Here is a 26130-nt window from a genome sequence, read left to right as displayed (position 1 = left end):
CGGGGTGCCATAGTGTAACCACTAGCGGTGCAAACCCCTCCCCCGCCACTCCCCCCCCCACCGCCCCCTCTCCCCCCCACAAACCGGGCTTTCTTGTGGTTCCCTCGGCGGTGCACCGGCCCGGTGCCTCGGGCGTCAGGCGCGTCGGGGCTCGGGCGTCGGGCGTCAGGCGTCGAGCTTCTCGCGCTCGGCCTGCTCGGCCTTCTTCGAGGCCCGCAGGCTGGTGAAGGTGGTGATCGCCAGGACCACCACGATGAAGCCCAGCGAGAACGGGATGCCGATCTCCGGGGCCCAGTCCGCGCCCGCCTCGTGGGCGGCGTGCAGCACCAGCTTCACACCGATGAAGCCGAGGATCACCGACAGGCCGTACGACAGGTGGACCAGCTTCTTCAGCAGGCCGCCGATCAGGAAGTACAGCTGGCGCAGACCCATCAGGGCGAAGGCGTTGGCGGTGAAGACCACGTACGGGTCCTGGGTCAGGCCGAAGATGGCCGGGATCGAGTCCAGTGCGAACAGCACGTCGGTGGTGCCGATCGCCAGCATGACGATCAGCATCGGGGTGATCAGCCGGCGGCCGTTCTCCCGGACGAACAGCTTGGTGCCGCGGTAGTCCTCGGTGGCCGGGAAGCGGCGGGTGATCGACTTGAGGACGCGGTTCTCCTCGAACTCCTCCTCGCCCTCCTCCTCGGCGCGGGCCTCCTTGATCAGCTTCCAGGCCGTCCAGATCAGGAAGCCGCCGAAGATGAAGAACACCCAGGAGAACTCGGAGACCAGGGCGGCGCCGCCGGCGATGAACACCGCCCGGAGCACCAGCGCGATGATCACACCGAACATCAGCACGCGCTGCTGGTAGATCCTGGGCACCGCGAACTTGCCCATGATCAGGATGAACACGAAGAGGTTGTCGACACTGAGCGACTTCTCGGTGATGTAGCCGGCGAAGAACTCACCCGCCGGCTGCGCACCGGAGTGCCACCAGAGGAAGCCACCGAAGAGGACCGCCAGGACGACCCAGACGGCCGTCCAGATCCCGGCCTCCTTGATCGAGACCTCGTGCGGCTTGCGCCCTCCGATGAAGAAGTCCGCCACGATCAGTGCGATCAGCACCAGGATCGTGGAGACCCACATGGTTATGGAAACGTCCACTACTGCTCCTCCGGCAGGTAGGCGAGACAGTCATCGTCACTGCCGGAGGTCTCTTCCGCCCATCGGGCCAGCGCCCCGGGGTGCCGCGACGGGCACCCGTGATGACGGGGTCGGCTGTCGAGGAATACTCCCCTCCGCTGCCAACGAGAGTAACAGCTGCTCCAAGGAAAGGTAAAGAAGGTAAAGAACGTCAAGGCGGGCCACCGGCCCCGGGGAGCCCTGGGAGCCGGGGCGGCGGGAGCCGCGGGAGCGGGGAGCGGCGGGTCCTGCGGGGAGCGGCGGGAGCCGCCCGGGCTACAGGTACGGCTCGATCGCCGGCAGCAGGTCCTGGAAGGTGCGCCCCTTGGCCGGCGCGCCGATCGCCTGCATCTCCCAGCCGCCGTCGCCGTCCCGGACCACCTTGGCCATGATCTGCCCGGTGTGCGGCCCGCCGCCCGCCAGCTCGTAGCGGGCCAGCTCCAGCCCGGTGGTCTCGTCCACCAGCCGGCAGTGCGCCCGCTGCACCTCGGCGAAGGTCTGCCCGGTGTACGAGCTGACCGTGAACACCACCTGGGTGATGTGCACGGGCACGTGCGCCAGGTCGACCAGGATCGCCTCGTCGTCCTCGGCCCCGGAGCCGCCCTCCAGGTTGTCCCCGGTGTGCCGCACGGAGCCGTCGTTGCTCTCCAGGTGCGAGAAGAACACCACGTCGGACGGGGTCCGCTCGGCGTACAGCAGCGCCGAGGCGTCCAGGTCGATCTTCCGGGTGCGGCTGCCGAACAGCCCGCGCTTGGGGGCGGCCCGCCAGCCGAGGCCCATCCGGACCACGGTCAGGGCGGCGCCCTGCCCCTTCTGGAGGCTGACCCGCTGCCCCTTGGCCAGGTTCACCGACACGACGTTGTCCTCTCTGCCGGCCGCGCGGTCACACCCGCGCGCCTCCACGATGGAACACCCCGTCGCCGTCCCCCGGCTGAGGCCCCCTCTGCGTACGGCCCGCAACCCCGTCCCGAGGGCACGATGCCGCAGGCCAGCCTAGGCCCTGCGGCACCCCGCCCTCCCCCGGGTTTCCCCGTTTGTGGCAAGCCTGAGACACCCGCGGACTTGACCGGTGTCATTCCGGCCAAGCCCGGTCACCGGCGCGGGCGCGCTCGCGCGGGCCGCCTACGCCACACCCGCCTCGCGCATCTGCCGCAGTTCCTTCTTCAGCTCCTTGACCTCGTCGCGCAGCCGGGCCGCGACCTCGAACTGGAGATCGGCGGCGGCCGTGTGCATCCGGTCGGTCATCTCCTGGATGAGGTCAGCCAGTTCGGCGGCGGGCAGGGACTTGGCCGGCTTGCGATCCGCGCCCAGCGACGGCACCGGGGCCTTGCCCTTGCCCTGGTTGCGGTAGCCCGTGGAGAGCAGCTCGTCGGTGTCCACGTCCTCGCGGGCGAGGGTGTCCAGGATGTCGCCGATCTTCTTGCGCAGCGGCTGCGGGTCGATCCCGTGCTCCTTGTTGTAGGCCTGCTGCACGGCCCGGCGGCGATTGGTCTCGTCGATGGCCTTCTCCATCGAGGGAGTGATCCTGTCCGCGTACATGTGGACCTGGCCGGAGACGTTGCGGGCGGCACGGCCGATCGTCTGGATCAGCGAGGTGCCGGAGCGCAGGAAGCCCTCCTTGTCCGCGTCCAGGATCGCCACCAGCGACACCTCGGGCAGGTCCAGGCCCTCGCGCAGCAGGTTGATGCCGACCAGCACGTCGTACCGGCCCGCCCGCAGCTCCCGCAGCAGCTCCACCCGGCGCAGCGTGTCCACGTCGCTGTGCAGGTACCGGACCCGGATGTCCAGGCCGAGCATGTAGTCGGTGAGGTCCTCGGCCATCTTCTTGGTCAGCGTGGTGACCAGGACGCGCTCGTCCCGCTCCACCCGCTGACGGACCTCGTGCACCAGGTCGTCGATCTGGCCCTCGGTCGGCTTGACGATCACCTCGGGGTCGATCAGGCCGGTCGGGCGGATGATCTGCTCGACCTGGCCGTCGCCGCGCGACAGCTCGTACGGGCCGGGCGTCGCCGACAGGTAGACGGTCTGGCCGATCCGCTCCAGGAACTCCTCCCACTTCAGCGGGCGGTTGTCCATCGCGGAGGGCAGCCGGAAGCCGTGCTCGACCAGGGTGCGCTTGCGCGAGGCGTCGCCCTCGTACATCGCGCCGATCTGCGGGACGGTGACGTGCGACTCGTCGATGACCAGGAGGAAGTCGTCCGGGAAGTAGTCGAGCAGGGTGTTCGGCGGGGAGCCGGGCTCACGGCCGTCGAAGTGCATCGAGTAGTTCTCGACGCCCGAGCAGGTGCCGATCTGGCGCAGCATCTCGATGTCGTAGGTGGTGCGCATCCGCAGCCGCTGGGCCTCCAGCAGCTTGCCCTGCTTCTCCAGCCGGGCGAGCGTCCCCTCCAGCTCCTTCTCGATGCCGGTGATCGCGCGCTCCATGCGCTCGGGGCCGGCCACGTAGTGCGAGGCGGGGAAGACGTGGACGGATTCGTCCTGGCTGATGATCTCGCCGGTGAGCGGGTGCAGGGTGTACAGCGCCTCGATCTCGTCGCCGAACATCTCGATCCGGACGGCGAGCTCCTCGTAGACCGGGAAGATCTCGATGGTGTCGCCGCGGACCCGGAAGGTGCCGCGGGTGAAGGCCACGTCGTTGCGGGCGTACTGGATGTCGACGAAGCGGCGCAGCAGGTCGTCCCGGTCGATCTCCTGGCCGACCTTGAGCCGCACCATCCGGTCGACGTACTCCTGCGGGGTGCCGAGGCCGTAGATGCAGGAGACCGAGGCGACCACGATGACGTCCCGGCGGGTGAGCAGCGAGTTGGTCGCCGAGTGGCGCAGCCGCTCGACCTCCTCGTTGATCGAGGAGTCCTTCTCGATGTAGGTGTCCGTCTGCGGGACGTACGCCTCGGGCTGGTAGTAGTCGTAGTACGAGACGAAGTACTCGACGGCGTTGTTCGGCAGCAGCTCGCGGAACTCGTTGGCCAGCTGCGCGGCCAGCGTCTTGTTCGGCGCCATCACCAGGGTGGGGCGCTGCAGCTTCTCGATCATCCAGGCCGTGGTGGCCGACTTGCCGGTGCCGGTGGCACCGAGCAGCACGACGTCCTTCTCCCCTCCCCTGATCCGCCGTTCCAGCTCGGCGATCGCCGCCGGCTGGTCGCCGTTCGGCTGGAAGGGACTGACGACCTCGAAGGGCGCCACGGACCGCTCAATACTCGTGATGGGACGCACCACTCAACGGTACGACCCACCACTGACAAGCGGGTCCTACTTGGCGCTGTCCCGGGCGAGGGCGACCAGGCGGGAGATGGCGCGCAGGTACTTCTTGCGGTAGCCGCCGCGCAGCATCTCCGCCGGGAAGACCTGGTCGAAGGGCAGGCCGGAGGCGGTGATCGGCAGCTCGCGGTCGTACATGCGGTCGGCGAGGACGACCAGGCGCAGCGCGGTGGACTGGTCGTCGACCTGCTTGACGCCGCGCAGGCAGACCGCGGTGACGTCGTCCAGCAGCGCGCCGTAGCGGCTGGGGTGGACGGCGGAGAGGTGGGCGAGCAGGGCGTCGAAGTCGTCCAGCGAGGCGCCGGGGGTGCGGTCCGCGACGTCTTCGACGGCCTCGTCGGAGTACGGCGGCGGGGCGTCCGGCAGGCCGCGGTGGCGGTAGTCCTGGCCGTCGATCCGCATCGGGCGGAAGTGCGCGGACAGGCCCTGGATCTCGCGCAGGAAGTCGGCGGCGGCGAAGCGGCCCTCGCCGAGCTTCTCCGGCAGGGTGTTCGAGGTGGCGCACAGCTTCACGCCGTTCTCGACCAGCCGGCCGAGCAGGGTGGAGACCAGCACGGTGTCGCCCGGGTCGTCCAGCTCGAACTCGTCGATGCAGAGCAGCGTGTGCCCGGAGAGGGTCCGCACGGCCTGCTGGAAGCCGAGCGCGCCGACCAGGTTGGTCAGCTCGACGAAGGTGCCGAAGGCCTTGGGGCCGGGGGCGGTGTGCCAGAGCGAGGCGAGCAGGTGGGTCTTGCCGACGCCGTAGCCGCCGTCGAGGTAGACCCCGGCGGGGCCGGTGGGCGCGGGGGCGGAGCGGCGGAACCAGCTGCGCTTGGGCGGCGAACCGTTTCCTCCGCCGAGGGTGGCCGCGAACTGCTCCAGGACCTGGACGGCCTCGTACTGGCTCGGCTGGGTCGGGTCCGGGATGTACGTCCCGAAGCTCACGTCGGCGAACCGGGGCGGCGGGACCATCTCGGCGACCAGCCTCTCGGCGGGCACGACGGGGCGGCGGGAGGTGAGCGCGATCGGGGAGCCGGACACGGGTGCGGCGGCTATCGGCTCGTTCGCGGTTGCGGAGTGGGAGGCTGCGGGCACATCAGTAGAGGGTACGCCTGCCCCGTACGCCGTCCGAACGACCCGCGGCCCCGGACGGAGCACGGCCCGCGGTGGAAGACTGGGATCATGCAACAGTTGATCAGCCCGCTGGGCGGCCGGCCCGCGGATCCGGCCGCACTGGAATCGCTCGCCGCCGTCTACGCATACCCCGAACAGGTGAATCAGGGGCGCCCCTGGCTGCGCGCCAACATGGTGTCCGGCCTGGACGGCGGGGCCAGGCTGGACGGGCTCTCGGAGGGCCTCTCCGGCGACGCGGACAAGCGGATCTTCGGGGTGCTGCGGGCCCTGTCGGACGTGGTAGTGGTGGGCGCGGAGACGGTCCGCGCCGAGGGCTACCGGCCGGCCCGGGCGCGCCGGGAGTTCGCGGCGGCCCGGGCGGCGGCGGGCCAGGCTCCCGCCCCGGTGATCGCCGTGGTGAGCCGCTCGCTGCGGCTGGACCTGACCGCGCCGCTGTTCACCGAACCGCTGGTCAGGACGGTGGTGATCACCACCGCGGACGCCGATGCGGAGCGCCGTCGGGCGGTGGCCGAGGTGGCCGACCTGGTGCTCGCGGGCACGGGTTCGGTGGACCTGCGGGCGGGCGTTGCGGCCCTGGCCGAGCGGGGCTGGACCCGGCTGCTGACCGAGGGCGGCCCGCGCCTGCTGGGGCAGTTCGCGGCGGCCGGTCTGCTGGACGAGCTGTGCCTGTCGCTGGCCCCGCTGCTCACCGGCGGCGACGCGCCGCGCATCCTCCACGATGCCGGAATGCCGGACGTGCAGCGGATGGAGCTGGTCTCATTGATCGAGCAGAAAGGATTCCTCTTCACTCGCTACCTGCGTCACCTGGGTTCGGATGACCCCGTGACCCCCTGATCGTGATCCCGTTATGCGATGCCGGGGCCCGGGGGCCGGCCACTGGAAGGGACTCACGTGTTCAAGACGGTACTGATGATCGAAAAGGCTCTCTCCGACGCGGACGTGGAACTCGTCACCACGCTCCACGGCGAGGAGGAGGTGTCCTTCGTCGTCCTGATGCAGCCGCGCGGCAGGCAGGACGAACTGCTGCGGGCGCTCGACGACGTCGCCCTCGGCCACCTCGACAAGGTGGTCCACGAGCACGACGAGTCCGGGAACGCGCCGACGGTGGCCACCGAGTCGCTGGAGCACAGCCTGCGCCACCTGCGCACGGCCGGGGCCGGTGCGGTGGGCGAGCTGGTCGAGGAGCGGCCGCTGGAGCGGCTGCGCGCGGTCGTCGAGGAGCAGCGGGCGGACGAGGTGGTGGTGCTCACCTCCCCGCACTTCGTGGAGGAGTTCTTCCACCGCGACTGGGCCTCCCAGGCCCGGCACAAGGTGGGGGTCCCGGTGCTCAGGCTGTTCGCCAGCGACTCCTGAGCGACTCCTGGCCCGGCGCGGCGGTGGTGCAGAATCGTCCTTGCGGTCCGCCCGCGAGGACGATTCCGTCCTCCCGTCCAAGTCCGCCCGCCCTGTCTGCCCCCGCCCCTACGGAGCCACGCCTTGAACGACGCCGCGCACGACCTGCACGCCCCGCACTTCATCGGCATCGGCGGCGCCGGGATGTCCGGCCTGGCGAAGATCCTCGCCGTGCGCGGGGCCAGCGTCTCCGGCAGCGACTCCAAGGAGTCCGAGACCGTCCTCGCGCTGCGCGCCCTCGGTGCCACCGTGCACGTCGGCCACGCCGCCGAGCACGTGCCGGACGGCACCAGCAGCGTGGTCGTCTCCAGCGCGATCCGCGCCGACAACCCGGAGCTGGCCGTCGCCCACGAGCGCGGCATCCCGGTGGTGCACCGCTCCGACGCGCTGGCCGCGCTGATGGGCGGCCGGCGGGCGCTGGCGGTGGCCGGCACCCACGGCAAGACCACCACCACCAGCATGCTCGCCGTCGCCCTCGGCGAGCTGGGCCTGGACCCGTCCTACGCGATCGGCGGCGACCTCGACGCGCCCGGCTCCAACGCCCACCACGGCACCGGCGAGATCTTCGTCGCCGAGGCGGACGAGAGCGACCGCAGCTTCCACAAGTACGCGCCGGAGGTGGCGATCGTGCTCAACGTGGAGCTGGACCACCACGCCAACTACGCGTCGATCGAGGAGATCTACGAGTCCTTCGAGACCTTCGTCGGCCGGATCGTCCCCGGCGGCACCCTGGTGGTCTCGGCCGACCACGACGGCGCCCGCGAGCTCACCTCCCGGGTCGCCGGACGCGAGGGCCTGAACGTGGTGACGGTCGGCTCCGCCGAGGACGCCGACCTGCGGGTGCTGTCGGTGGTCGCCCGCGGCATGACCAGCGAGGTGACCGTGCTGCTGGACGGCGTCGAGCTGGCCTTCACCGTCTCGGTGCCCGGCCGGCACTACGCCCACAACGCGGTGGCCGCGCTGGCCGCCGGCGTCGCGCTGGGCGTCCCGGCCGCCGACCTGGCCAAGGCGCTCGGCGCCTACACCGGCGTGCGCCGCCGCCTCCAGCTCAAGGGCGAGGCCGCCGGGGTCCAGGTGATCGACTCCTACGCCCACCACCCCACCGAGATGGCCGCCGACCTGGAGGCGATCCGCGAGGGCCTGACCGGCGGTGGCCGGGTGCTGGTGGTCTTCCAGCCGCACCTGTTCAGCCGCACCCAGCAGCTCTCCGAGGAGATGGGCCGGGCCCTGGCGCTGGCCGACGCCTCGGTGGTGCTGGACATCTACCCGGCCCGCGAGGACCCGATCCCCGGCGTGACCAGCGAGCTGATCGTCGACGCAGCCCGCCGGGCCGGCGCCGAGGTCGCCGCCGAGCACTCCTTCGCCGCCGCTCCCGCCGTGCTGGCCGGCCTCGCCCGCCCGGGCGACCTGCTGCTCACCATGGGCGCCGGGGACGTCACCAACCTGGGCCCGGAAATCCTTCAGCACCTCGCGAACGTTGCTTCCAACGTCTGACACACGCACGCACGTACGCCGCGACCGGGAGCCGTGATGAGCTACGAGATCGAGAAGACCGAGGCCGAGTGGCGCGCCGAGCTCAGCCCCGAGGAGTACCACGTGCTCCGCGAGGCGGGCACCGAGCGCCCGTTCACCGGTGAGTACACCGACACCAGGACGGTCGGCGTCTACGGCTGCCGGGCCTGCGGGGCCGAACTGTTCAGCTCCGAGACCAAGTTCGACAGCCACTGCGGCTGGCCGTCCTACTACGCGCCGCTGGCCGGGGACCGGGTCCAGTACATCGAGGACACCTCGCTCGGCATGCGCCGGGTCGAGGTGCGCTGCGCCCGCTGCGGCGGGCACCTCGGGCACGTCTTCGAGGGCGAGGGCTACGGCACGCCGACGGACCAGCGGTACTGCATCAACAGCGTCTCGCTGACGCTGAAGCCGGCCGAGCAGGGCTGAGCGACGAACGGCAGGAGGCCCGGACACCGTACGGTGTCCGGGCCTCCTGCCGTTCGGGCCTGCGTACCGGGCGTGCGTGCTGTCCCGGGCCCGCGTGCCGGCCGGGCGTGCGTGCCTGTCCGGGCCTACCCCGCGACCGGTGCGAAGTGGACCGGGAGGTGCATCAGCGCCCGGTGGAACGGGCCCGGGCGCCAGAGCAGGTCCTCGGCGGGGGTGGAGAGTTCGAGGTCGCTGAGGCGGCTGCCCAGCTGCTCGATGGCGGTGATCGCGATCAGCAGGGCCGGGTCCCGGGCCGGGCAGGCGTGCGGGCCGGCCGCCCAGGCCAGGTGGGCGCTCTCCCCGCTGCGCAGCCCGCCGTCGTCGGTGGGCGGCGCGGCCTGGGAGTTGGCGGCCGCGTACGAGACCAGGACCAGCGTGCCCGCCTTGATCTCGCGGCCGTGGAAGGTGATGTCGTACCGCGGGTAGTGGGCCGAGAGGTTGGCCATCGGCGGCTCGTGCCAGAGCACCTCGTCGATCGCCTGGTGGGCGGTCATCGCCCCGCCGAACAGCGAGCCGGCGTAACGGGCGTCGGTGAGCAGGCGCAGCAGGGCGTTGCCGATCAGGTTGGTGGTCGGCTCGTGCCCGGCGATCAGGGTCAGGGTGATCTGCCGGATCACCTCGTCGTCGTCCAGCCCGACCGGGTGGGTGACGAACATCGAGGTGAGGTCGTGCCGGGGGCGCGCGCGGCGCTCGGCGACCATCGCGGTGACCACCGCCAGGAGCTTCCCGTACGAGGCGCCGGCCCGCGCGGTGGACTCGATCAGCCCGGTGATCGCGTCCACCACCTCCTCGCGCTGCTCCTGCGGCACGCCGAACCAGGTGGTGAGCGCGAAGGCGGGCAGCCGGCGGGCGTACTCGGCGATCAGGTCGGCGTGCCCGACGGCGGCGAAGCGGTCGATCAGCCGGTGCGCGGTCCCGGCGACCTGGCGCTGGAGCCGGTGCGGTTCGAACAGCGCGAGGGCGTCGGTGATCACCGCCCGGTAGCGCGCGTGGGTCTCGCCGTCGCTGAACAGCGCGGTCGGGCGGTAGCCGAGGACGGGCAGCAGCGGGGAGTCCGGCGGGACGGTGCGCTGCCAGGCCCGGGAGTCCTTGGAGAAGGTGTCGGTGTCGCGCAGCAGGTCCAGTGCGGCCTGGTAGTCGGTGACCAGCAGGGCCTCGACGCCGGGCGCGACCTCGACCGGGGCGACCGCGCCGTGCCGCCGCAGCCGCTCGTAGACCAGCTGGGGGTCGGCGGCGAAGACCGGGCCGTGGATCGGGGTCGGGCGGGACTCGACGGTCACGGCTGCTCCGGGGTGGCGGGGTCCGAGGTGGCGGGGGCGGCGGGCAGGGCGTCCAGGACGTGTTCGGCCAGCGCGATCAGCGCGTCCAGGCTGCTGTCGCGCTCGCGGGCGTCGCAGAGCAGCAACGGGGTCGCGGCGTGCAGGTCCAGGTGGGTGCGCAGCACCTCGACCGCGTGCTCCGGGGCGTCCGGGAAGCGGTTGACGGCGACGGCGTACGGCAGGCCCTGCTCCTCGACCATGTCCATGATCTCGAAGGAGTCGGCCAGCCGGCGGGTGTCGGCGAGCACCAGGGCGCCCACGGCGCCGCGGGCGATGTCCTGCCAGAGCGGGAAGAAGCGGCGCTGACCGGGGGTGCCGAACATGTAGAGCACGACGTTGCCGGGCAGGGTGAGCCGGCCGAAGTCGACGGCGACGGTGGTGGTGGCCTTCTCGGGCAGGCCGGCCAGGTCGTCCACCGGGCGGCCGGTCTCGGTCATCGCCTCCTCGGTGTGCAGGGTGGCGATCTCCGAGAGGGTGCGGATGAGGGTGGTCTTGCCGACCCCGAACGGGCCGGCCACCACCAGCTTCATCAGCGTCTGGTCCCGGTCGGGCAGGTAGCCCACCCGGCTCTGGTCTTCCGGGTCCGGCCGGGCGGCCGGGTCACCGGAGCGCACGGAGTCCAACGAGGAGCCTCTCGACGATGGAGCGGTCGGTCTGCTGGGCGCGCGGGATCGGTGCGCGGGCGTGCAGGCAGCCCGACTCGACCAGATCGGCCGCGAGGAAGACGGTGGCACTGACCGGCAGGCGCAGGTGCGCGGCGGCCTCCACCACGGTCAGCGCGCCGGGGCGCAGCAGTTCCCAGAGCCGGCGGTGTTCGGGTTCGAGCGCGGCCGGCGGGTCGGCGCGGTCGGCGAACAGCACGGTCAGCCGCTCGAAGCCCTTGGTGCCGGGGCGGCTGCGGCCGCCGGTGGCCAGGTAGGCGGGCACCATCCGCCTGCGGGGGGCGGCGGTCATGACCGGCCGTCGTCGTCCTGCCGCCGGGTCGGGCTCGCGAGCGCGCGACCGAGGGCGGCGACCTGCAGCTGCATCTGGTAAGCCACGTTGCCGAGTTGGGCGTCCGGCGAGGTGAACACGGCGAGCGAGGTGTTCTCCCCGGCGGGCACCACGATGGCGTAGCCGAGGTCGGACTCCACCACGGTCTGGGCCAGCTTGGGGCGCTCGGCGTCGGTGAACGCGGCGGTGAAGGCCCGGGCGGCGGCGTGCACGGTGGCGGTCATCGCGGCGACCCGCTCGGCCGAGGCGCGCTCCAGGCCGTCCGAGGCGCCCTCGACCAGGCCGTCCCCGGTGGCGATGACCGCGTGCAGCACCCCCGGCAGCTCCAGCAACGGGGTCAGCACCCACGAGATCTCGTCGGTGGTGGTCGGGCTGGGCGTGCTGCTCACTGCTCGGCTCCTTCTAAGGTCTGACCGGTGCTCTGGTCACCGGGGTCGTGGCCGGCGGTGGTGTCGCCGGGGTCGTGGCCGGGGGTGGTGTCGCCGGGGGCGGCGGGGGTGCCGGTGGCGCCGGCGCCGGTCTCCTCGCGGGCGGCCCGGGCCACGGCGGCCCGGCCGGAGTCGGTGCCCTGCTGCAGCGCCTGCCAGTGGGCGGCGGCCTGCTCGGGGGTGCGGTCGGACGCCGGGGTGCGGTCGGATACCGGGTCGCGAACGGGGACGGGCCTCGCGCCGGGCGGCTGCTCGGCGGCCAGCGGACGGCGGCGCCGCCGGGTGGGCAGGCCGGTGCCGTCGTCGGCCACGGGTGCGTCCGCCGCGGGCGCACCGGCCGTCGCGCCGTCCTTCGGGGTGGCGCCGAGCGGCGCATCGCCGGCCGGCTCGGCACCCCCTGCCGTCGCGCCGTCCGTCCGGCCGTCCGCCCGGCCGTCCGCGACCGGATCGGACGCCACCGGATCGGGCACCACCCGGATGGCCGGGGCCGGGTGCGGGCCCGGCTGGTTGTGGCGGTCGGCGAGCTGCGGGCCGTCCTGCTCGTCCGCGTCGCGCATCGGCGGGACGGCCGCGACGGTGGGCGCCGGGGCCGGGCCTGCGCCGGCCCGCAGCGGCAGCGGGGTGAGCACCGACAGCGGCTGCTCGTCGTCCACGACGGTCACCAGCGCGGCCGGGATGCGCAGGATGGTCCGCATGCCGCCGTACGGCGAGGGCTCGACGTGACAGGAGAAGCCGTACTGGCGGGCCAGCTTGCCGATCACCGCGAAGCCGGTCTTGGGCGGGTTGCCGAGCTCGGTGAGCAGCATGTCGGGCGGGCCGGCCAGCAGCCGGCGGGCGCGGCGCAGCTGGTCCTCGTCCATGCCGATGCCGCTGTCGTCGATGATCACCAGCGCGCCGCGGCCGCCCTGCTGGACGGTGACCGGGACGTCGGTCTCCGGGTGGGAGTAGGCGGTGGCGTTGGCGAGCAGCTCGGCGATGGTGACGGCGATCGGCTCGGCGGCCCGGGCGACCACGGCGAGGCGCTGCTCGCGCAGGTGGTTGGCGACCTTGATCCGGGCGTAGCCGGGCACCCGGGAGAGCGCGCCGACGACCACCTCGGCGAGTGGCGAGTCGGTGCGGGCCAGGCCCGGCCAGGCCTCGCAGAGCACCGCGATGGTCTGGATCCGGCGCAGCGCGACCTCGTTGCGGAAGTCGACCTCCAGCAGCCGGGGGTCGTCGTGCTCGTGCTGGAGCTGCTGGACCAGGCTCTGGATCTGGTACAGCAGGGTCTGGATCCGGGAGGTGGCGCCGCGCATGGCGGCGCGGGCGGCGGCGTCCACCCGCTCGCGCTCGTCGGCGAGGGCGGCGTGCGCGGCGTCCAGGACGGCCTGCAGCGCCCGGACCGCCTCGGGGCCGACGGCCTGCGGGTCCAGTGGGCCGACCAGTGGGGCGTTGCCGTGGGTGAGCCGTACGGCGGTGGCGGCGATCCGCTCCTGGGCGAGGTGGCCGATCTCGGCGAGCAGCGCGGTCGCCCGCGCCTCGGCGGCGGCGAGCGCGCTCTCGGCCCGCTCGGCCCGGTCGGTCGCGGCGGCGCCCTGCTGCAGGGCGTCCCGGACGGTGTCCTGCGCGTGCCGGGCCGCTTCCTGTGCCTCGCGGACGCTGTCCTCGGCGGCGCGGGTGCGCTCCTGCGCCCGCTGGGCCTCCTCGGCGGAGCGCCGGGCGGCCTCCTGCGCCTCGCGCTGCTGCTGCTCGGCGCGGGCGAGCCTGCCCTCGGCGGCCCGGGTGCGCTCCTCGCTCCGGCCGAGCGCGGTCTCGGCGGCCGTCGCCCGGGCGACGGCCCCGGCCCGGCCGCGGGCGAGCACGGCCGCGGCCACGGCGGCGACCAGCGCCAGGACGATCAGCGCGATCTGCGTCATCGAAGTCCTCGGGGGTGCTTTGCGGGTGGGACCGGGTGGTGCGGCCGGACCTGCCGGGAGGGGCGCGTTCCGGGAGCGCGGGCGGGGTCAGTTCCCGACGGCGCGCGGGCGCGGGGAGCGGGCGGCGTCCTCGGCCAGTTCCCGGGCCACCAGGGCGACCTGGCCCATGGCCTCCAGGGCGCCGGGGGCCGCGGAGCCGTCCAGGTGCCGGTACTCGGCCGCGAGGGTGAGCACCAGCCGCTCGGGCAGGCCGAGTTCGGGGTGGCGCTGTTCGGCGATCACCCGCCGGGCGGCGTCCAGCGCGGGTATGCCGGCGGCGTGCAGGGCGTGGGCGCGCTCGCGGACGTAGGAGAGGTAGCCGATGTGCTCCCGGACGCCGTCGCGGTCGAGCACCGGGCCGTGGCCGGGCACGAAGATCTCCGCGCCGGTGGCGAGGGCCTGCTCGCAGGCGCCGATGACGTTCTCCAGCGGTCCGGCCCAGTGCGAGGGGTGGTCGCCGGGCTGCTCGGGCGTCGAGGAGAAGATCACGTCGCCGGTGAAGACCGCGCGCTGGTGCGGGAGGTGGACCATGAGGTCCCCACCCGTGTGGGCGGCGGGCAGGCTGGTGATTTGCACCGGGTAGCGGCCGACGGTCAGCTCCAGCTCACCGGTGAAGACGGTGTCGGGGCGCACCGGCGCGGTGCCGGACCAGTCGAACTGCCCGAAGTGCTCCCTCAGGTAGCCGCCGAGCGGCGACTGCGGGTCGCTGTTGACGACCAGCGCGTGCTGCTGCTGCGGGGTGGGCTCCCAGTGGATGTGCTCCAGCGCCTCGCGGGTGGCGATCACCTCGGCGTCCGGCAGCACCCCGGCGCCCCACAGGTGGTCCCCGTTGGCGTGGGTGACGACCACCCGGTCGATCCCGACCCCGTCCGGCAGCAGCCGCCGGCTCGCGGCGAGGAACTCCCCGGCCATCGAGGGGTCGTACGGCGTGTCGATCCAGAGCGCGGTGGCCTCCGAGGCCAGCAGCCCGCAGTTGGCCAGGCCCCAGCCCCGCTTCGGCGGGAGCCACACGTACAGGTCCTCGGCAATCGCGCTCACGTTCGCACGGCTGATCGTCATGTGCGCGATTATGCCCATGTCGTGACAGGAGTGGAGCAAAACCATTACAGTTCAAGCCACTTCGCGCCCGAAGCAACCCGAGCTGTCCCGATTCGTCCCGCGTGGTCTGGACCACATCTGGCCGAAGTGGCCCGGGCCGGGCCGAGGTTCGGTCCGTGCCGGTCCGGAGTTTGGCCCGGAGTTCGGTCCGGGAGGAGCGTCAGATCTCCTGCTCCGCCGACCGCTCCAGCTGCTTGATCCCCTTGCGCTCCCCCGCACAGCGTTCGTAGCCGAGCCAGGCGTTGATCGCCAGCATCGGCCCGTTGGTCGTGTCATTGCTGGTGTACGCGTGCCGGTAGCCGGCCGCCGCGGCGAGCCGCAGCGACTCCAGCTTGGCCAGCTTGCTCAGCCCCCGGCCGCGGAACTCCCGGCGGCAGGCGGTGAACGCGGACCAGTAGCGGTCCGCGCCGTCCGTCTGCACCATGCTGAAGGCCGCCGGCCGGCCGTCCACCACGGCGACGACGCTCAGCGCCGCGTCCCGGTCCGGCCTGGCCCAGTCGTTGCGCAGCCAGTCCTCGTACGTGAGGGCGTCCATCGGCACCTCGCTGCCGGGCTCGTCCAGGATGGCGTCCGCCTCGACCAGGAACACCGGGTACGGGTCGTCCGCCCAGTCGGCGGCCGGGCGCACCTCGACACCGGCAGGCCGTACGGGAGCGGGCGGCAGCGGCAGCGCGAGGTCCCGTCCGGCGAACTGCATGGTGCGCCCGATCCGGTAGCCCCGGGCGGTGGCGAAGGCCTGCGAGGCGGGCTCGTCGTCCAGCCAGGTGTGCAGCTCCGTCACCCCGTGCCCGGTCAGGTGCCGCTCGGCCGCGGCCAGCAGGGCGGTGGCCGCGCCGCGCCGCCGGTACTCCGGCAGCACGCTGCCGTTGGCGTAGCCGACACCCGTGGTCGTCGTCCCCAGCACCACCCCGCAGCGCACCGCGCCGACCACCCGGCCGTCCAGTTCGGCGACGAAGGTGCGGAAGTGCTCCTCGGGGCTGGGCTGGGCGTTCAACCAGACCAGCGTCTCGGCGGAGAGCACCAGGTGTTCGCGCCCGGCCCGGTGGGCCGCGGCCACGGCCACGGCGTCCTCGGGGCGGAAGTCACGGATCGTCACGGAGGAGGAATTCAAAGAAGTCATGGATTCCCACGCTAGCCCCGCGGGCCCGCCCGGCGCCTCCGGTTTTCCCGCCGGAAGGGCACCCCACCTGCGCGGACGGCCCGGGCTCGGGACCAAAGTCCCTCACGACCGGCACGACATGCTCAAATAATGCTCTGAGAAGACCGGGCGAGGCTTGGCAGCCGCCCCGCCCGGGGACATTCTCAGCAGCACGGCCGCGCGGTTCCGGCGACGACGCCCGCACCGCTCGACGGCCCTCCCACCCGGCCCTCCGAAGGGGGCGAACCGATGACTTCCCCTGCCCTGGAACTGCCTGCCTCCGCCACCGCGCGCCGAGGAGCCGCGCCCCGGGAGACCGCGCCCCGTCTGGGCGTCGGCCTCGGCTGGCGCAGCGAGATCGACACCGTGGTCGAGAGCCGGCCCGGCCTGGACTGGGTCGAGGTGGTCGCCGAGAACATCTGCGCCGACCACCTGCCCGAGTCCCTGACCGTGCTGCGCGGACGCGGCGTCACCGTCGTCCCGCACGGCGTCGGCCTCGGCCTCGGCGGCGCCGACCTGCCCGACCCCGGCCGCCTCGACCGGCTCGCCGAGGCCGCGCTGGCCCTCGACTCCCCGCTGGTCAGCGAGCACCTGGCGTTCGTCCGAGCCGGCGGTCTGGAGGCCGGCCACCTGCTGCCCGTCCCCCGCACCCGGGACTCGCTGCGGGTGATCGCCGAGAACGTCCGGATCGCCCAGGACCACCTGCCGGTGCCGCTCGCCCTGGAGAACATCGCCGCCCAGCTCGCCTGGCCGGACGACGAGTTCACCGAGGGCCAGTTCCTCGCCGAGCTCGTCGAGCGCACCGGCGTCCGGCTGCTGATCGACGTCGCCAACCTGCACACCAACCGGGTCAACCTCGGCATCGACCCGGCCGCCGAGCTCGACCGCCTGCCGCTGGAGGCGCTCGCCTACGTCCACGTCGCGGGCGGCACCCTGGTCGACGGCGTCTGGCACGACACCCACGCCCACCCCGTCACCGAACCGGTGCTGGAAGTGCTGGCCGAACTCTGCGCGCGGGTCGCCCCGCCCGGGGTGCTGCTGGAACGGGACGCCAACTTCCCGCCGCCCAGCGAGCTGGCCGGTGAACTGGACGCCATCCGCCGGGTGCTGGAGGGGAGCACCCGGCGATGAGCGACCTGACGAGAACGGCGCGGGAGAACACCGACCCGCGCCCCACCACCGACCGCGACCCCGCCGCGCAGGGCCCCGCCGAGCCGGGTTCCGCCGAGCCGGACCTCGCCGCCGCCCGGCGGCGCCTGGCCCGGCGCCAGGAGGAGCTGCTGGCCGCCCTGGTGGCCGGCGGGCCCGTCCCGCCCGGCTTCGACGAGCGGCAGGTCCGCGCCCAGTCCACCGGCCTGGCCGCCAAGCGGCGGGACACCACCGCCAAGGTGGCCCCGGACCTGCCCCGGGCGCTCGGGGCGCAGTACGGGCCGCTCTTCCTCGGCTACGCCCGCTCCCACCCGCAGACCGGCGGCTACCGGGCCGACGCCCGGGCCTTCGCGCAGTGGGTGCTCACCGACGGCGGCCCGCTCGCCGACGACCACCGCCGGGCCCTGGAGCAGTGGCTCCACCCGGCACCCGTACGGCCGCCGGGCCCGCTCGCGCGCCTGCGCCGGGCCCTGCGCCCGGACCCGCGCCGCTAGCCGGCGGCCGGGCCGCCGGCGAACCCGGCGGCACCTGATCCTGACGCACTGTCACCACCTCGGGGGAACAGCCCATGTGGCACAACAGCTACTTCGTCGTCCCGGCCGTCCTGCTGGCGGCCGCCGCCCTGTACGCCGCCCGGACCCGGCAACACATCGGCCGGGTCCGCTACGCCAAGGGCCTGCCCGGCCGCGGTCTGCCGCTGCTCGACACCGCGTTCCTGTCCGGCGGGCCGGGGCGGGTGTTCGACACCGCCGTGGTCCGGATGCACATGAGCGAGCAGGTCGTGATCAGCCGCTCCGGTCTGGTCACGCTCACCGGCTCCAAGCCGTACGACGCCGTCGACAAGGCGGTCCAGGACGCGGTCGGTCCGACCGGCAGCCGTCAACTCGGCTCGCTGCGCCACACCGTGATGCGCTCCGCCGCCGTCCAGGAGATCGGTGACCGGCTCGCCGACCGCGGCCTGCTGCGCCGCCCCGAGCGGCTGCGGCGGGCCCGCACAGCCCGTCGGCTGCTCTGGCTCGCGCTGCTGCTCGTGGTGGCCTCCGCGGTGGCCTCCCTGCTGCTCGACGACGGCACCGCCGGCCACGACCGCCCGAACCTCTGGGTCCCGGGCCTCCTGCTGTTCGGGGGCCTCACCGCGCTGCTCGCCACCGCGCCGGTCAAGGGCCGGATCACCCCGGCCGGGCAGCGCCAGCTCTCCCTGATGCAGGGCACTCCGTGGAAGCCCAACGCCGGGATGCCGCCCCGGCTGGCCGGCGGCGCGCTGCTGGGCGCGCTCGCGCTCGGCGGCCTGGCCGCCGCCGGGCTGGACAACCCGGAGCTGGAGGCCGCGATGCTGACCGCGTCGGCCGAGGAGGAGGCCGTACGGCAGGCGGTCGCCGCGAACGCCTCCTCGTCGTCCTCGTCCTCCTCGTCGTCGGCGTCGTCGGCGTCCTCGTGCTCCTCCGGTTCCTCCGGCTCCGACGGCGGCTCCGCCTCCTGGTGCGGGTCCTCCGACTCCGGTTCCTCCGGCTCCGGTTGCGGCTCGTCCAGCTGCGGGTCCTCCTCGTCGAGCTGCGGATCCTCTTCGTCGAGCTGCGGGTCCTCGTCCTCATCCAGCTGCGGGTCCTCGTCCTCCTCCAGCTGCGGGTCGAGCTGTGGCGGCGGCTGCGGCGGCTCCTGAGACCCGCCGGGCGCGCCGCCGGACGTCACAGTTCGGTATCGCGGACCGGGAAGACGTTCCGCCCGCCGTCGACGCAGGCATACAACAAGCCCATGTGGTTGCTGTTCCTCATACCGGCCTGTGTCGCGGCGGTCCTGTCCTGCCTCCGACTGGTCCGGATGACCGCCACCGCCGACGCCCTGGCCGACCAGGCCGGCCTGCGGCCCCCCGAAGCCGTCGGCATCGGCCTGTACGAGACCGCCTACCTGGCCGGCGGCCCGGACCGGGTGGTCGAACTCGCCCTCGTCCTGATGACCGGCCGCGGGCGGCTGCACCTGGCGCACACCGGCTGGACCACCGTGGTCGACCCCAGGGGCCGCAGCCGCCTGGAGCGGGCGGTCATCGCCACCGTCGGCCCCGAGGTCCAGTGCCGGACCGACGAGCTGCGCCGGGCCATGGCCGAGCACCCCACCGTGCTGGAGATCGGCGCCCGGCTCACCCTGGCGGGCCTGGCCACCCCGGCCCTGGTGCAGCGCAACACCGTGGTGGTGGTCCGGCAGGTCCGGCACGCGCTGCTGCTGACGCTGGTGCTGCTGGCCGCCTCGCTGGCCCTCGGCGGCTTCACCGGGGGTGACACCCTCGCCCCGCTCGCCTGGTTCTCCCTGCCGGTGGCGCTCACCTCGGGCACCCTGCTGATGGCCCGGGTGGACGTCTACCCGTACACCCGCTGGGCCTCCCCGGTCGGCCAGGAGGTACTGCGCGAGGTCCGTCCGACCCGCCAGCGCGGCCTGGCCGACGACGAGGAGCGCGAACTGCTCACCGCCGTCGCCATGAACGGCCCGGCCGTCCTGCCCGACGCCCGGCTCCGCGCCGCCCTGCGCCCGCACCGGACCTGAAAACCGGCTGCGCCGACCGCTGCGACCAGGGCAGACTCCCATCCATGGACGCACCCGACCCCGCCGAGCGGCGCCCCGCCGACCGCGCCCCGGACTCACCCGCCCTCGGCCGGAAGGGCCTCGCGACGCTGGAGCGCGCCCGCTCCGAGGGCCGCCCGGTCCGGCTGCGCCGCTCCATCCCCGGCGCGGACCGGCTGGAGGGCTTCGTCCTCGGCACCGGCCCGGTCTGGACCCTGCTCGCCACCTGCACCGACCACCGCCTCGACGGCTGGAGCGCCGTCCGCACCGCCGACCTGCACAAGGTCCGCGACCGGGGCGGCCCCGAGAGCCTGACCGTACGGGTGCTGCGCCGCCGCGGCCTGTGGCCGGTCCGCCCGCCCGGCGCCGACCTGCCGCTGGACGACCTGCCCGGCCTGCTCACCGCCGCCTGCGCCGAGTACGGTCTGATCGCCCTGCACACCGAGCGCCGCGACCCCGGCGCCTGCTGGGTCGGTACGGTCACCGCGCTGCGGCCCGCCTCGCTGCGGCTGCACGAGGTCGACCCCGAGGCGCGCTGGCACCCGGAGCCGACGAGGTTCCGTTTCGAGGACGTCACCCGGGTCGACCTCGGCGACCACTACACCTCCGTACTGCGCGAGTTCGCCGGGCCGCGCCCGTAGCGACGCCGGAGGCCGGCTCCCCGTCGGGGAGCCGGCCTCCGGGAGGAACCGCGGGAACCGTCAGACCAGGCCGTTCAGCAGCTCGCTGACCGGCTTGCGCCGACCGGTGAAGAACGGCACCTCCTCACGGACGTGCAGCCGGGCCCGGGAGGGGCGCAGATCGCGCATCAGGTCGACGATCCGGTGCAGCTCGTCGGCCTCGAAGGCGAGCAGCCACTCGTAGTCGCCGAGCGCGAACGAGGCCACCGTGTTGGCCCGCACGTCCGGGTAGCCGCGCGCCATCTGGCCGTGCTCGGCGAGCATCGCGCGCCGCTCGGCGTCCGGCAGCAGGTACCACTCGTAGGAGCGGACGAACGGGTACACGCAGACGTAGTCGCGCGGGCGCTCGTCGGCCAGGAAGGCCGGGATGTGCGACTTGTTGAACTCGGCCGGGCGGTGCAGCGCCATGTTCGACCAGACCGGCTCCAGCAGCCGGCCGAGGCCGGTGCGGCGGAAGCGGTTGTACGCCTCCTGGAGGTCGTCCGAGTCGGCGGCGTGCCACCAGACCAGGATGTCGGCGTCCGCGCGCAGACCGGAGACGTCGTACGTGCCGCGCACGGTCACGTCCTTGGCGGCCAGCTGGGCGAACAGCTCGTCCACCTCGGCGGCCAGCGCGGTGCGGTCCTCGGGCAGGGCGCCCTTGAGCTTGAACACCGACCACATCGTGTAGCGGATGACCTGGTTCAGGTCGCGCGCCTTCTTCTTCTCGGGCTGCTGCTCCCGCTCAACGCTCTCAGTCATGCGCCCATTGTCCTCTCCGTGGAGCCTTCCCCGGTCGCCGGGGTCAACAGTCTGTCGACGGCGGCCGCAGCGGCGGCCGCCGAACCGATGCACGCCGGAATGCCCACCCCGTCGTACGCGGCGCCGCACAGCGCCAGCGCGCCCACCCGCGCCACCTGGGCCCGCACCCGGGCCACCCGGTCCAGGTGCCCCACCGGGTACTGCGGCAGACCGGCCGTGAAGCGGGAGACGAAGGTGTCGTACGGCCGGGCGGTCAGCCCGATCGCCTCCTCCAGGTCCGCCAGCGAGCGGGCCACCAGCTCCTCGTCCGGCAGCCCCAGCGCCTCCTCCTCGCGGTACCGGCCCAGCGAGGTGCGCAGCAGGAACGCGTCCGGCGCGGAACGCTCCAGCCAGCCCCACTTGTTGGAGGAGAAGGTCGAGGCCTTGATCCGCCGCCCGTCCACCGGCGGCACCAGGAAGCCGCTGCCGCCGGGCGGCTCGGCCAGGTCGGCGCGGCGGAAGGCCAGGGTCACCAGGGCCATGCCCGCGTACTCGACGGCGTCCAGGTCGGTGGCGGCCGCCGGGGCGTCCTCGCGCAGCAGCCGGGCCGCGACGGGGGCCGGGACGGCCAGCACCACGGCGTCCGCGTGCAGCACCTCGCCGCCGGCCACCACCCGCCAGCCGTCGGGGGTGCGGCGCAGCTCGTCCACCGGGGCGTCGGTGCGCAGGTCCACCCCCGCCTTGACGCAGGCCGCGGCGACCGCGCCGGGCAGGGTGCCGAGGCCGCCGCGCAGGCCCTGGAACACCGGGGTGCCGACCACCTTCGGCCGGGAGGCCAGCTCGTGCACGCCCTCGACCAGCGAGCCGCCGCCGCGCGCGATCGGCAGCAGCTGCGGGACGGCGGCGCGCAGCGAGATCTCCTCGGCGCGGCCGGCGTAGACGCCGCCGAGCAGCGGCTCGACCAGCCGGTCCACGACCTCCTGGCCCAGCCGGTCGGCGACGTAGCGGCCGATCGCGACGTCCTCGCCGATCTCGCCGGGCCGCTCGTTCCGGGCCCGCTCCAGCCCCTCGTCGGTCAGCACGCCGGAGGCGGCCAGCGCCTCCAGGTCACCGGGGACGCCCATCACCTGCCCGCCGGGCAGCGGCCGCAGCGCGCCGCGGGTCCAGATCGCGGCCTTCGCGGTGGTCGGCGGCTCCAGTTCCTCGCCGAGCCCGACCGCCCGTGCCAGGTCCACCGCCTCCGGCCGCCGGGCCAGCACCGACTCGGCCCCGAGGTCCACCCGGACCCCGCCGACCTCTCCGCCCCACAGCTTCCCGCCGACCCGCCCGGACGCCTCCAGCAGCGTGACCCGCGCCCGCGCGGGCCCCCCGGCGGCACCGCTCAGGAAAGCGGCCGCGGCCAGCCCCGCGATCCCACCACCGACGACGACGACCTGTGCATCCGACATGCTCCGCAGTCTCGCAGGTCTTTACGCCGGACCCTCAATCCCCTGCACGCCCGAGGTCGATCGCGATCGGGAACGGCACCGGGCGTTCCAGCCTGCCGCGGAAGATTCCGGCGGGTGCGTAGGAAGCGGTGACCCGGTCCAGCTCGTAGACGTGCACGACCGGCAGGCCGTCGTCCTCCTCGACGATCCAGTAGTGCGGGATTCCGGCCTCGGCGTGCCCCAAGATAGCGAGATCGGGGACGCGGCGGACCGCCACTTAGTCTGTGTGCCATGGAACCGATCATGGTGAGTGCGTGTCTGGCCGGGATCCCCTGCCGGTACGACGGGCGGGCGAAGACCTCCGACGACGCCGTGCGGCTGGTCGAGCGGGGGCGGGCCGTGGTGGTGTGCCCGGAGGGGGCGGGCGGGCTGCCGACGCCGCGGCCGCCGGCGGAGATCGTGGGCGGGGACGGCGCGGACGTGCTGGACGGGCGGGCCCGGGTGGTGGACGCGACCGGGGCGGACTGCACCGCGGAGTTCCTGGCCGGCGCCCGGGCGGCGCTCGCCGCCGCCGAGGAGGCGGGGGCCCGGCGGGCGGTGCTGATGGCGCGCAGCCCGTCCTGCGGCTGCGGGCAGGTGTACGACGGGTCGTTCACCGGGGAGCTGCGCCCCGGCGACGGGGTGACGGCGGCGCTGCTGCGCCGGGCCGGGATCGAGGTCACGGCCGGGTAGCGGGCCCCGGAGCGGCAGGGGCCCGCCACCGGGAGGTCAGCGCGCGCTGGCCTCGTGGACGAAGGCGACGAGGCGGCTGAGCGCGTCCGGGTCCATGGACGGCAGCACGCCGTGGCCGAGGTTGAAGATGTGGCCGCTGGTGCCGAGCGCCTCGGCGGCCCGCAGCACCTCGGCGGCCTTGGTCTCCACCACCGCGGTGGGCGCGTACAGCACCGCCGGGTCGAGGTTGCCCTGCAGGCCCTTGCCCGGGCCGACCCGCTCGGCGGCGACGTTCAGCGGCACCCGCCAGTCGACGCCGACGATGTCCGCGCCGGCCTGGCCCATCAGGCCGAGCAGTTCGCCGGTGCCGACGCCGAAGTGGATCCGCGGCACGCCGTACTCGGCGACGGCGTCGAAGACCTTGGTGCTGGACGGCATCACCGAGCGGCGGTAGTCGTCCGGCGCGAGCGCGCCGACCCAGGAGTCGAACAGCTGGACGGCCGAGGCGCCGGCCTCGATCTGGACCTTGAGGAAGGCCGAGGTGATGTCCGCGAGCCGGTCCACCAGGGCGGCCCACAGCTCGGGCTGCCCGTACATCATGGCCTTGGTGTTCTCGTGGTTCTTGGACGGCCCGCCCTCGATCAGGTAGCTGGCCAGCGTGTACGGCGCCCCGGCGAAGCCGATCAGCGGGGTCTCGCCGAGCTCGTCCACCAGCAGGCCGACGGCCTCGGTGATGTAGGGGACGTCGTCCGGCTCCAGCGGGCGCAGCCGCTTCAGGTCCTCGACGGTGCGGATCGGGTCGGCGATGACGGGGCCGATGCCGGGCTTGATGTCGACGTCGATGCCGACGGCCTTGAGCGGCACCACGATGTCGCTGAAGAAGATCGCCGCGTCCACCTTGTGCCGGCGCACCGGCTGGAGGGTGATCTCCTTGACCAGCTCGGGCCGCATGCAGGACTCCAGCATGGGGATGCCCTCGCGGACCTTCAGGTACTCGGGCAGCGAGCGGCCGGCCTGGCGCATGAACCACACCGGCGTGTGCGGCACGGGCTCGTGCCGGCAGGCGCGCAGGAACGCGGAGTCGTGCGCGGCGCCGCGACGCCGGGGGGTGGTCTGGCCGCCGTCGGTGGGCGCCGTGGTGTCTGCCGTTGTCTCGCTCACGCGTCAAATCTTCGCACGCGTGCCGGGCCCGGTTTCCCGGCCGGTCTCGTCGGTTCCTCCAAGATCTGTCCGGGTTTGCCGTTCCGGCACGCCGCTGGGAGAGAAGTTGCGGCGATAACCCCGTTCTTCGACCTAGTCTTCGGGGCATGGCAGCGGTCGGAGGGCACCCCGCACAGGGTGGCGGAGCAGGTGGCGGAGCGGGGCACGAGGGGGTGCCGAGCGAGTTCCGGGCGGCCGTGGCGGCCCTGGACGGGGCCCGGCTGCGGCCCGAGGTGCAGCTCTCCCCCGCGCCGGCGCCGCGCCGGCTCGCCCCGTACTCGTTCGCGGTGACCGCCTCGGTCGAGGTCGACGGCGAGGAGCTGGCGGACGGCCGGCTGGTGCTGCTGTACGACCCGGCCGGGCAGGAGGCCTGGAACGGGGAGTTCCGGGTGGTCACGATGACCCGGGCCGAGCTGGAGCCGGAGATGGCGGGCGACCCGATGGTCTCCGAGGTGGGCTGGTCCTGGCTGCTGGACACCCTGCAGGCGCACGGCGCCGGGTACGCGGAGCCGTCCGGCACGGTGAGCCTGGCCTCCTCCCAGTACTTCGGCGGCCTGGCGGACCGCCCGTCCTCGACGGAGATCGAGATCCGGGCCTCCTGGACCCCGGCCGACGGCCGTTTCGAGCGGCACCTGGCGGCCTGGGCGGACCTGCTGTGCGTCAGCGCCGGCCTGCCGCCGACCGCCCCGGCCCCGCAGGGGCCCGCCGAGGTTCCTTCACTCGGTGGAGTGGTCCCGATGCCGGCCCGGCGACGCCCCCGGTCGCACTGACGGGTGGTGTGCGGGCCCGACGGCGCCCGGGGGCCGTACGCCACCCCCAGGGCTGACGGAGTGTGACTTCGGACCCGCTCTTCGTCAATTCACCGGTCGACACCGACCGATCGACACCGAATCTGATCGATTTTGTGCGAATACCGGGCATGTCGCATCAATCATTTGCGCGATTTGTCCGTATTGTTACTCACTAGATCGTGATCTTTCGCTAAAGCCGGGCACGGTTGCTGCCGAAGCAGACTGTGACCCTTTCCGAACGCGGAACACTCCGACCGCCCCCATCGGGGTTCCGTCCGCCACTCCCCGCAGGAGGCCTGGTGTCGGTCCTTCTTGAGCACCCCGCAAACGTGGTCGCCTACCGGCCGACCAAGCCCACCGCCATGGTGGTCATCGCCGATCCCCGTGTCCGAAACACCGTCACCCGCCACCTGTGGGCACTCGGCGTCCGCGACGTGATCGAGGTGTCCTCCATCGCCGAGGCCCGCCCCCGGGTCTCCACTCCCCGCGACATCTGCGTCGCCGACGTGCACCTCCCGGACGGCTCCGGGCTGACCATCCTCGCCGAGACCCGCGCCGCGGGCTGGCCCAACGGCCTGGCACTGTCCGCCGCCGACGACATCGGCGCGGTCCGCAGCGCACTGGCCGGCGGTGTCAAGGGATACGTGGTGACCGGTACCCGGACGAACGTCGCGATGCCGGGCCGCCCCGGGATGCCGCTCGGCGCCGCCGGGATGGCCGGCCGGATGCGCCGCCCCGGGATGCCGGGCATGCCGGGCGCGGCCGGTGCGCCGGGCGCCCCCGGAGCACCCGGTGCGCCGGGCGCGCAGCAGGCCGCCTACCGCGAGCTCTCCGGTCGCGAGGTGGAGGTGCTGCGACTGGTCGCCGAGGGACAGTCCAACAAGGCGATCGGCGTGGCGATGGGCCTGTCGGCGCTCACCGTCAAGAGCCACCTCGCCCGGATCGCCCGCAAGCTGGGCACCGGCGACCGCGCCGGCATGGTCGCGGTCGCGCTGCGCACCGGCATCATCCACTGAGCCGGGCGCTCCGGACCGCTGCGGCGGCCGAGGAGGAACGTTCCTCCTCGGCCGCCGCAGCGGTCC

The 26130-nt window shown here is 73.7% G+C and carries 24 protein-coding genes and 2 pseudogenes; 11 read left to right on the top strand and 15 right to left on the bottom strand.

All coding sequences use genetic code 11. The annotated features are described in order from the left end of the window. Positions 1-165 precede the first annotated feature (165 nt). From ACFVGO_RS06745 to zapE, 4 genes are all read right to left on the bottom strand, one after another. Positions 166-1146 carry a TerC family protein gene (locus ACFVGO_RS06745; protein ID WP_359915326.1) on the bottom strand — a complete coding sequence of 327 codons (981 nt, stop codon included), beginning with the start codon at positions 1144-1146 and terminating at the stop codon, positions 166-168. Between the two features lie 294 nt (positions 1147-1440). After that, on the bottom strand, positions 1441-2019 hold the full coding sequence (locus tag ACFVGO_RS06740; RefSeq protein WP_359915324.1) for a TerD family protein: 579 nt from the start codon (positions 2017-2019) through the stop codon (positions 1441-1443). A 267-nt stretch (positions 2020-2286) separates the two neighbouring features. Then, positions 2287-4377 carry an excinuclease ABC subunit UvrB gene (uvrB, locus tag ACFVGO_RS06735; protein WP_359915322.1) on the bottom strand — a complete coding sequence of 697 codons (2091 nt, stop codon included), beginning with the start codon at positions 4375-4377 and terminating at the stop codon, positions 2287-2289. Between the two features lie 36 nt (positions 4378-4413). Further along, positions 4414-5457: a cell division protein ZapE gene (gene zapE / locus ACFVGO_RS06730; protein WP_359915328.1), complete on the bottom strand. Its 1044-nt coding sequence runs from the start codon at positions 5455-5457 to the stop codon at positions 4414-4416. Between the two features lie 126 nt (positions 5458-5583). Between zapE and ACFVGO_RS06725 the strand changes: the two genes are divergently transcribed. The 4 genes from ACFVGO_RS06725 (at position 5584) to msrB (ending at position 8868) form a co-directional block, all read left to right on the top strand. After that, a complete protein-coding gene (locus ACFVGO_RS06725) occupies positions 5584-6369 on the top strand; it encodes a pyrimidine reductase family protein (RefSeq protein ID WP_380630988.1) in 786 nt (261 codons plus the stop codon). A 57-nt stretch (positions 6370-6426) separates the two neighbouring features. Beyond that, positions 6427-6888: an indole-3-glycerol phosphate synthase gene (locus ACFVGO_RS06720; RefSeq protein ID WP_359915318.1), complete on the top strand. Its 462-nt coding sequence runs from the start codon at positions 6427-6429 to the stop codon at positions 6886-6888. A gap of 123 nt (positions 6889-7011) precedes the next feature. Then, positions 7012-8421, top strand: coding sequence for a UDP-N-acetylmuramate--L-alanine ligase (gene murC / locus ACFVGO_RS06715; RefSeq protein WP_380359016.1), 1410 nt, complete (start codon positions 7012-7014; stop codon positions 8419-8421). A gap of 36 nt (positions 8422-8457) precedes the next feature. Beyond that, a complete protein-coding gene (gene msrB, locus ACFVGO_RS06710; protein WP_380630987.1) occupies positions 8458-8868 on the top strand; it encodes a peptide-methionine (R)-S-oxide reductase MsrB in 411 nt (136 codons plus the stop codon). Positions 8869-8993: 125 nt separating this feature from the next. Here msrB and ACFVGO_RS06705 read toward each other — a convergent pair whose 3' ends face one another. The 7 genes from ACFVGO_RS06705 to ACFVGO_RS06675 all read right to left on the bottom strand — a co-directional run bounded on the left by ACFVGO_RS06705 (position 8994) and on the right by ACFVGO_RS06675 (position 15799). Continuing rightward, entirely contained in the window at positions 8994-10187 is a 1194-nt protein-coding gene (locus ACFVGO_RS06705; RefSeq protein ID WP_380630986.1) for a cytochrome P450, read from the bottom strand. Continuing rightward, positions 10184-10756 (bottom strand): ATP/GTP-binding protein, encoded by a 573-nt coding sequence (locus ACFVGO_RS06700; protein WP_359914400.1) that lies wholly within the window; start codon positions 10754-10756, stop codon positions 10184-10186. Before ACFVGO_RS06700 ends, ACFVGO_RS06705 begins: the two co-directional genes overlap by 4 nt. Before the next feature lie 70 nt (positions 10757-10826). Then, a complete protein-coding gene (locus ACFVGO_RS06695) occupies positions 10827-11180 on the bottom strand; it encodes a DUF742 domain-containing protein (RefSeq protein ID WP_359914392.1) in 354 nt (117 codons plus the stop codon). Beyond that, positions 11177-11608 carry a roadblock/LC7 domain-containing protein gene (locus ACFVGO_RS06690; protein ID WP_359914389.1) on the bottom strand — a complete coding sequence of 144 codons (432 nt, stop codon included), beginning with the start codon at positions 11606-11608 and terminating at the stop codon, positions 11177-11179. Before ACFVGO_RS06690 ends, ACFVGO_RS06695 begins: the two co-directional genes overlap by 4 nt. Beyond that, complete coding sequence (locus tag ACFVGO_RS06685) at positions 11605-13542, bottom strand: ATP-binding protein (protein ID WP_380630985.1); 1938 nt, start codon at positions 13540-13542, stop codon at positions 11605-11607. Before ACFVGO_RS06685 ends, ACFVGO_RS06690 begins: the two co-directional genes overlap by 4 nt. An 87-nt stretch (positions 13543-13629) precedes the next feature. After that, positions 13630-14640: an MBL fold metallo-hydrolase gene (locus ACFVGO_RS06680; protein WP_359914383.1), complete on the bottom strand. Its 1011-nt coding sequence runs from the start codon at positions 14638-14640 to the stop codon at positions 13630-13632. 199 nt (positions 14641-14839) lie between these two features. Next, on the bottom strand, positions 14840-15799 hold the full coding sequence (locus tag ACFVGO_RS06675; protein WP_380630984.1) for a GNAT family N-acetyltransferase: 960 nt from the start codon (positions 15797-15799) through the stop codon (positions 14840-14842). 267 nt (positions 15800-16066) lie between these two features. Here ACFVGO_RS06675 and ACFVGO_RS06670 point away from each other — a divergent pair. The 4 genes and pseudogenes from ACFVGO_RS06670 (at position 16067) to ACFVGO_RS06655 (ending at position 20160) form a co-directional block, all read left to right on the top strand. Continuing rightward, positions 16067-17460: pseudogene (locus tag ACFVGO_RS06670) on the top strand (DUF692 domain-containing protein). A gap of 74 nt (positions 17461-17534) precedes the next feature. Continuing rightward, entirely contained in the window at positions 17535-18626 is a 1092-nt protein-coding gene (locus ACFVGO_RS06665) for a TIGR04222 domain-containing membrane protein (protein ID WP_380630983.1), read from the top strand. 92 nt (positions 18627-18718) lie between these two features. Further along, entirely contained in the window at positions 18719-19501 is a 783-nt protein-coding gene (locus tag ACFVGO_RS06660; RefSeq protein WP_359914368.1) for a TIGR04222 domain-containing membrane protein, read from the top strand. A gap of 44 nt (positions 19502-19545) precedes the next feature. Next, entirely contained in the window at positions 19546-20160 is a 615-nt protein-coding gene (locus tag ACFVGO_RS06655) for a hypothetical protein (protein ID WP_380630982.1), read from the top strand. 60 nt (positions 20161-20220) lie between these two features. Here the strand turns inward: ACFVGO_RS06655 and hemQ are convergent, their stop codons facing one another. The 3 genes and pseudogenes from hemQ to ACFVGO_RS06640 all read right to left on the bottom strand — a co-directional run. Next, complete coding sequence (hemQ, locus tag ACFVGO_RS06650) at positions 20221-20940, bottom strand: hydrogen peroxide-dependent heme synthase (protein ID WP_359914362.1); 720 nt, start codon at positions 20938-20940, stop codon at positions 20221-20223. Next, complete coding sequence (gene hemG, locus ACFVGO_RS06645) at positions 20937-22367, bottom strand: protoporphyrinogen oxidase (RefSeq protein WP_380630981.1); 1431 nt, start codon at positions 22365-22367, stop codon at positions 20937-20939. Before hemG ends, hemQ begins: the two co-directional genes overlap by 4 nt. A 34-nt stretch (positions 22368-22401) precedes the next feature. Next, positions 22402-22584: pseudogene (locus ACFVGO_RS06640) on the bottom strand (Uma2 family endonuclease); the annotation flags it as partial. A gap of 53 nt (positions 22585-22637) precedes the next feature. Here ACFVGO_RS06640 and ACFVGO_RS06635 point away from each other — a divergent pair. Continuing rightward, positions 22638-23078 carry a DUF523 domain-containing protein gene (locus ACFVGO_RS06635; RefSeq protein WP_359914356.1) on the top strand — a complete coding sequence of 147 codons (441 nt, stop codon included), beginning with the start codon at positions 22638-22640 and terminating at the stop codon, positions 23076-23078. A gap of 36 nt (positions 23079-23114) precedes the next feature. Here the strand turns inward: ACFVGO_RS06635 and hemE are convergent, their stop codons facing one another. Continuing rightward, on the bottom strand, positions 23115-24128 hold the full coding sequence (gene hemE / locus ACFVGO_RS06630; RefSeq protein WP_359914397.1) for a uroporphyrinogen decarboxylase: 1014 nt from the start codon (positions 24126-24128) through the stop codon (positions 23115-23117). A gap of 236 nt (positions 24129-24364) precedes the next feature. Between hemE and ACFVGO_RS06625 the strand changes: the two genes are divergently transcribed. Together ACFVGO_RS06625 and ACFVGO_RS06620 are read left to right on the top strand one after the other, a co-directional pair. Next, positions 24365-25027: a DUF3000 domain-containing protein gene (locus tag ACFVGO_RS06625; RefSeq protein ID WP_359914354.1), complete on the top strand. Its 663-nt coding sequence runs from the start codon at positions 24365-24367 to the stop codon at positions 25025-25027. Positions 25028-25347: 320 nt separating this feature from the next. Then, the gene (locus ACFVGO_RS06620; RefSeq protein ID WP_380630980.1) at positions 25348-26064 is read left to right on the top strand and encodes a LuxR C-terminal-related transcriptional regulator; all 717 of its coding nucleotides are present in this window, start codon (positions 25348-25350) and stop codon (positions 26062-26064) included. Positions 26065-26130: the final 66 nt, after the last annotated feature.

The organism is Kitasatospora sp. NPDC057738, from assembly GCF_042798815.1.
In the GTDB taxonomy this organism is placed as follows: domain Bacteria; phylum Actinomycetota; class Actinomycetes; order Streptomycetales; family Streptomycetaceae; genus Kitasatospora; species Kitasatospora lactacystinica.
The sequence above is the reverse complement of the archived record's forward strand: the minus strand, read 5'-3'. Positions and strand labels throughout refer to the sequence as shown.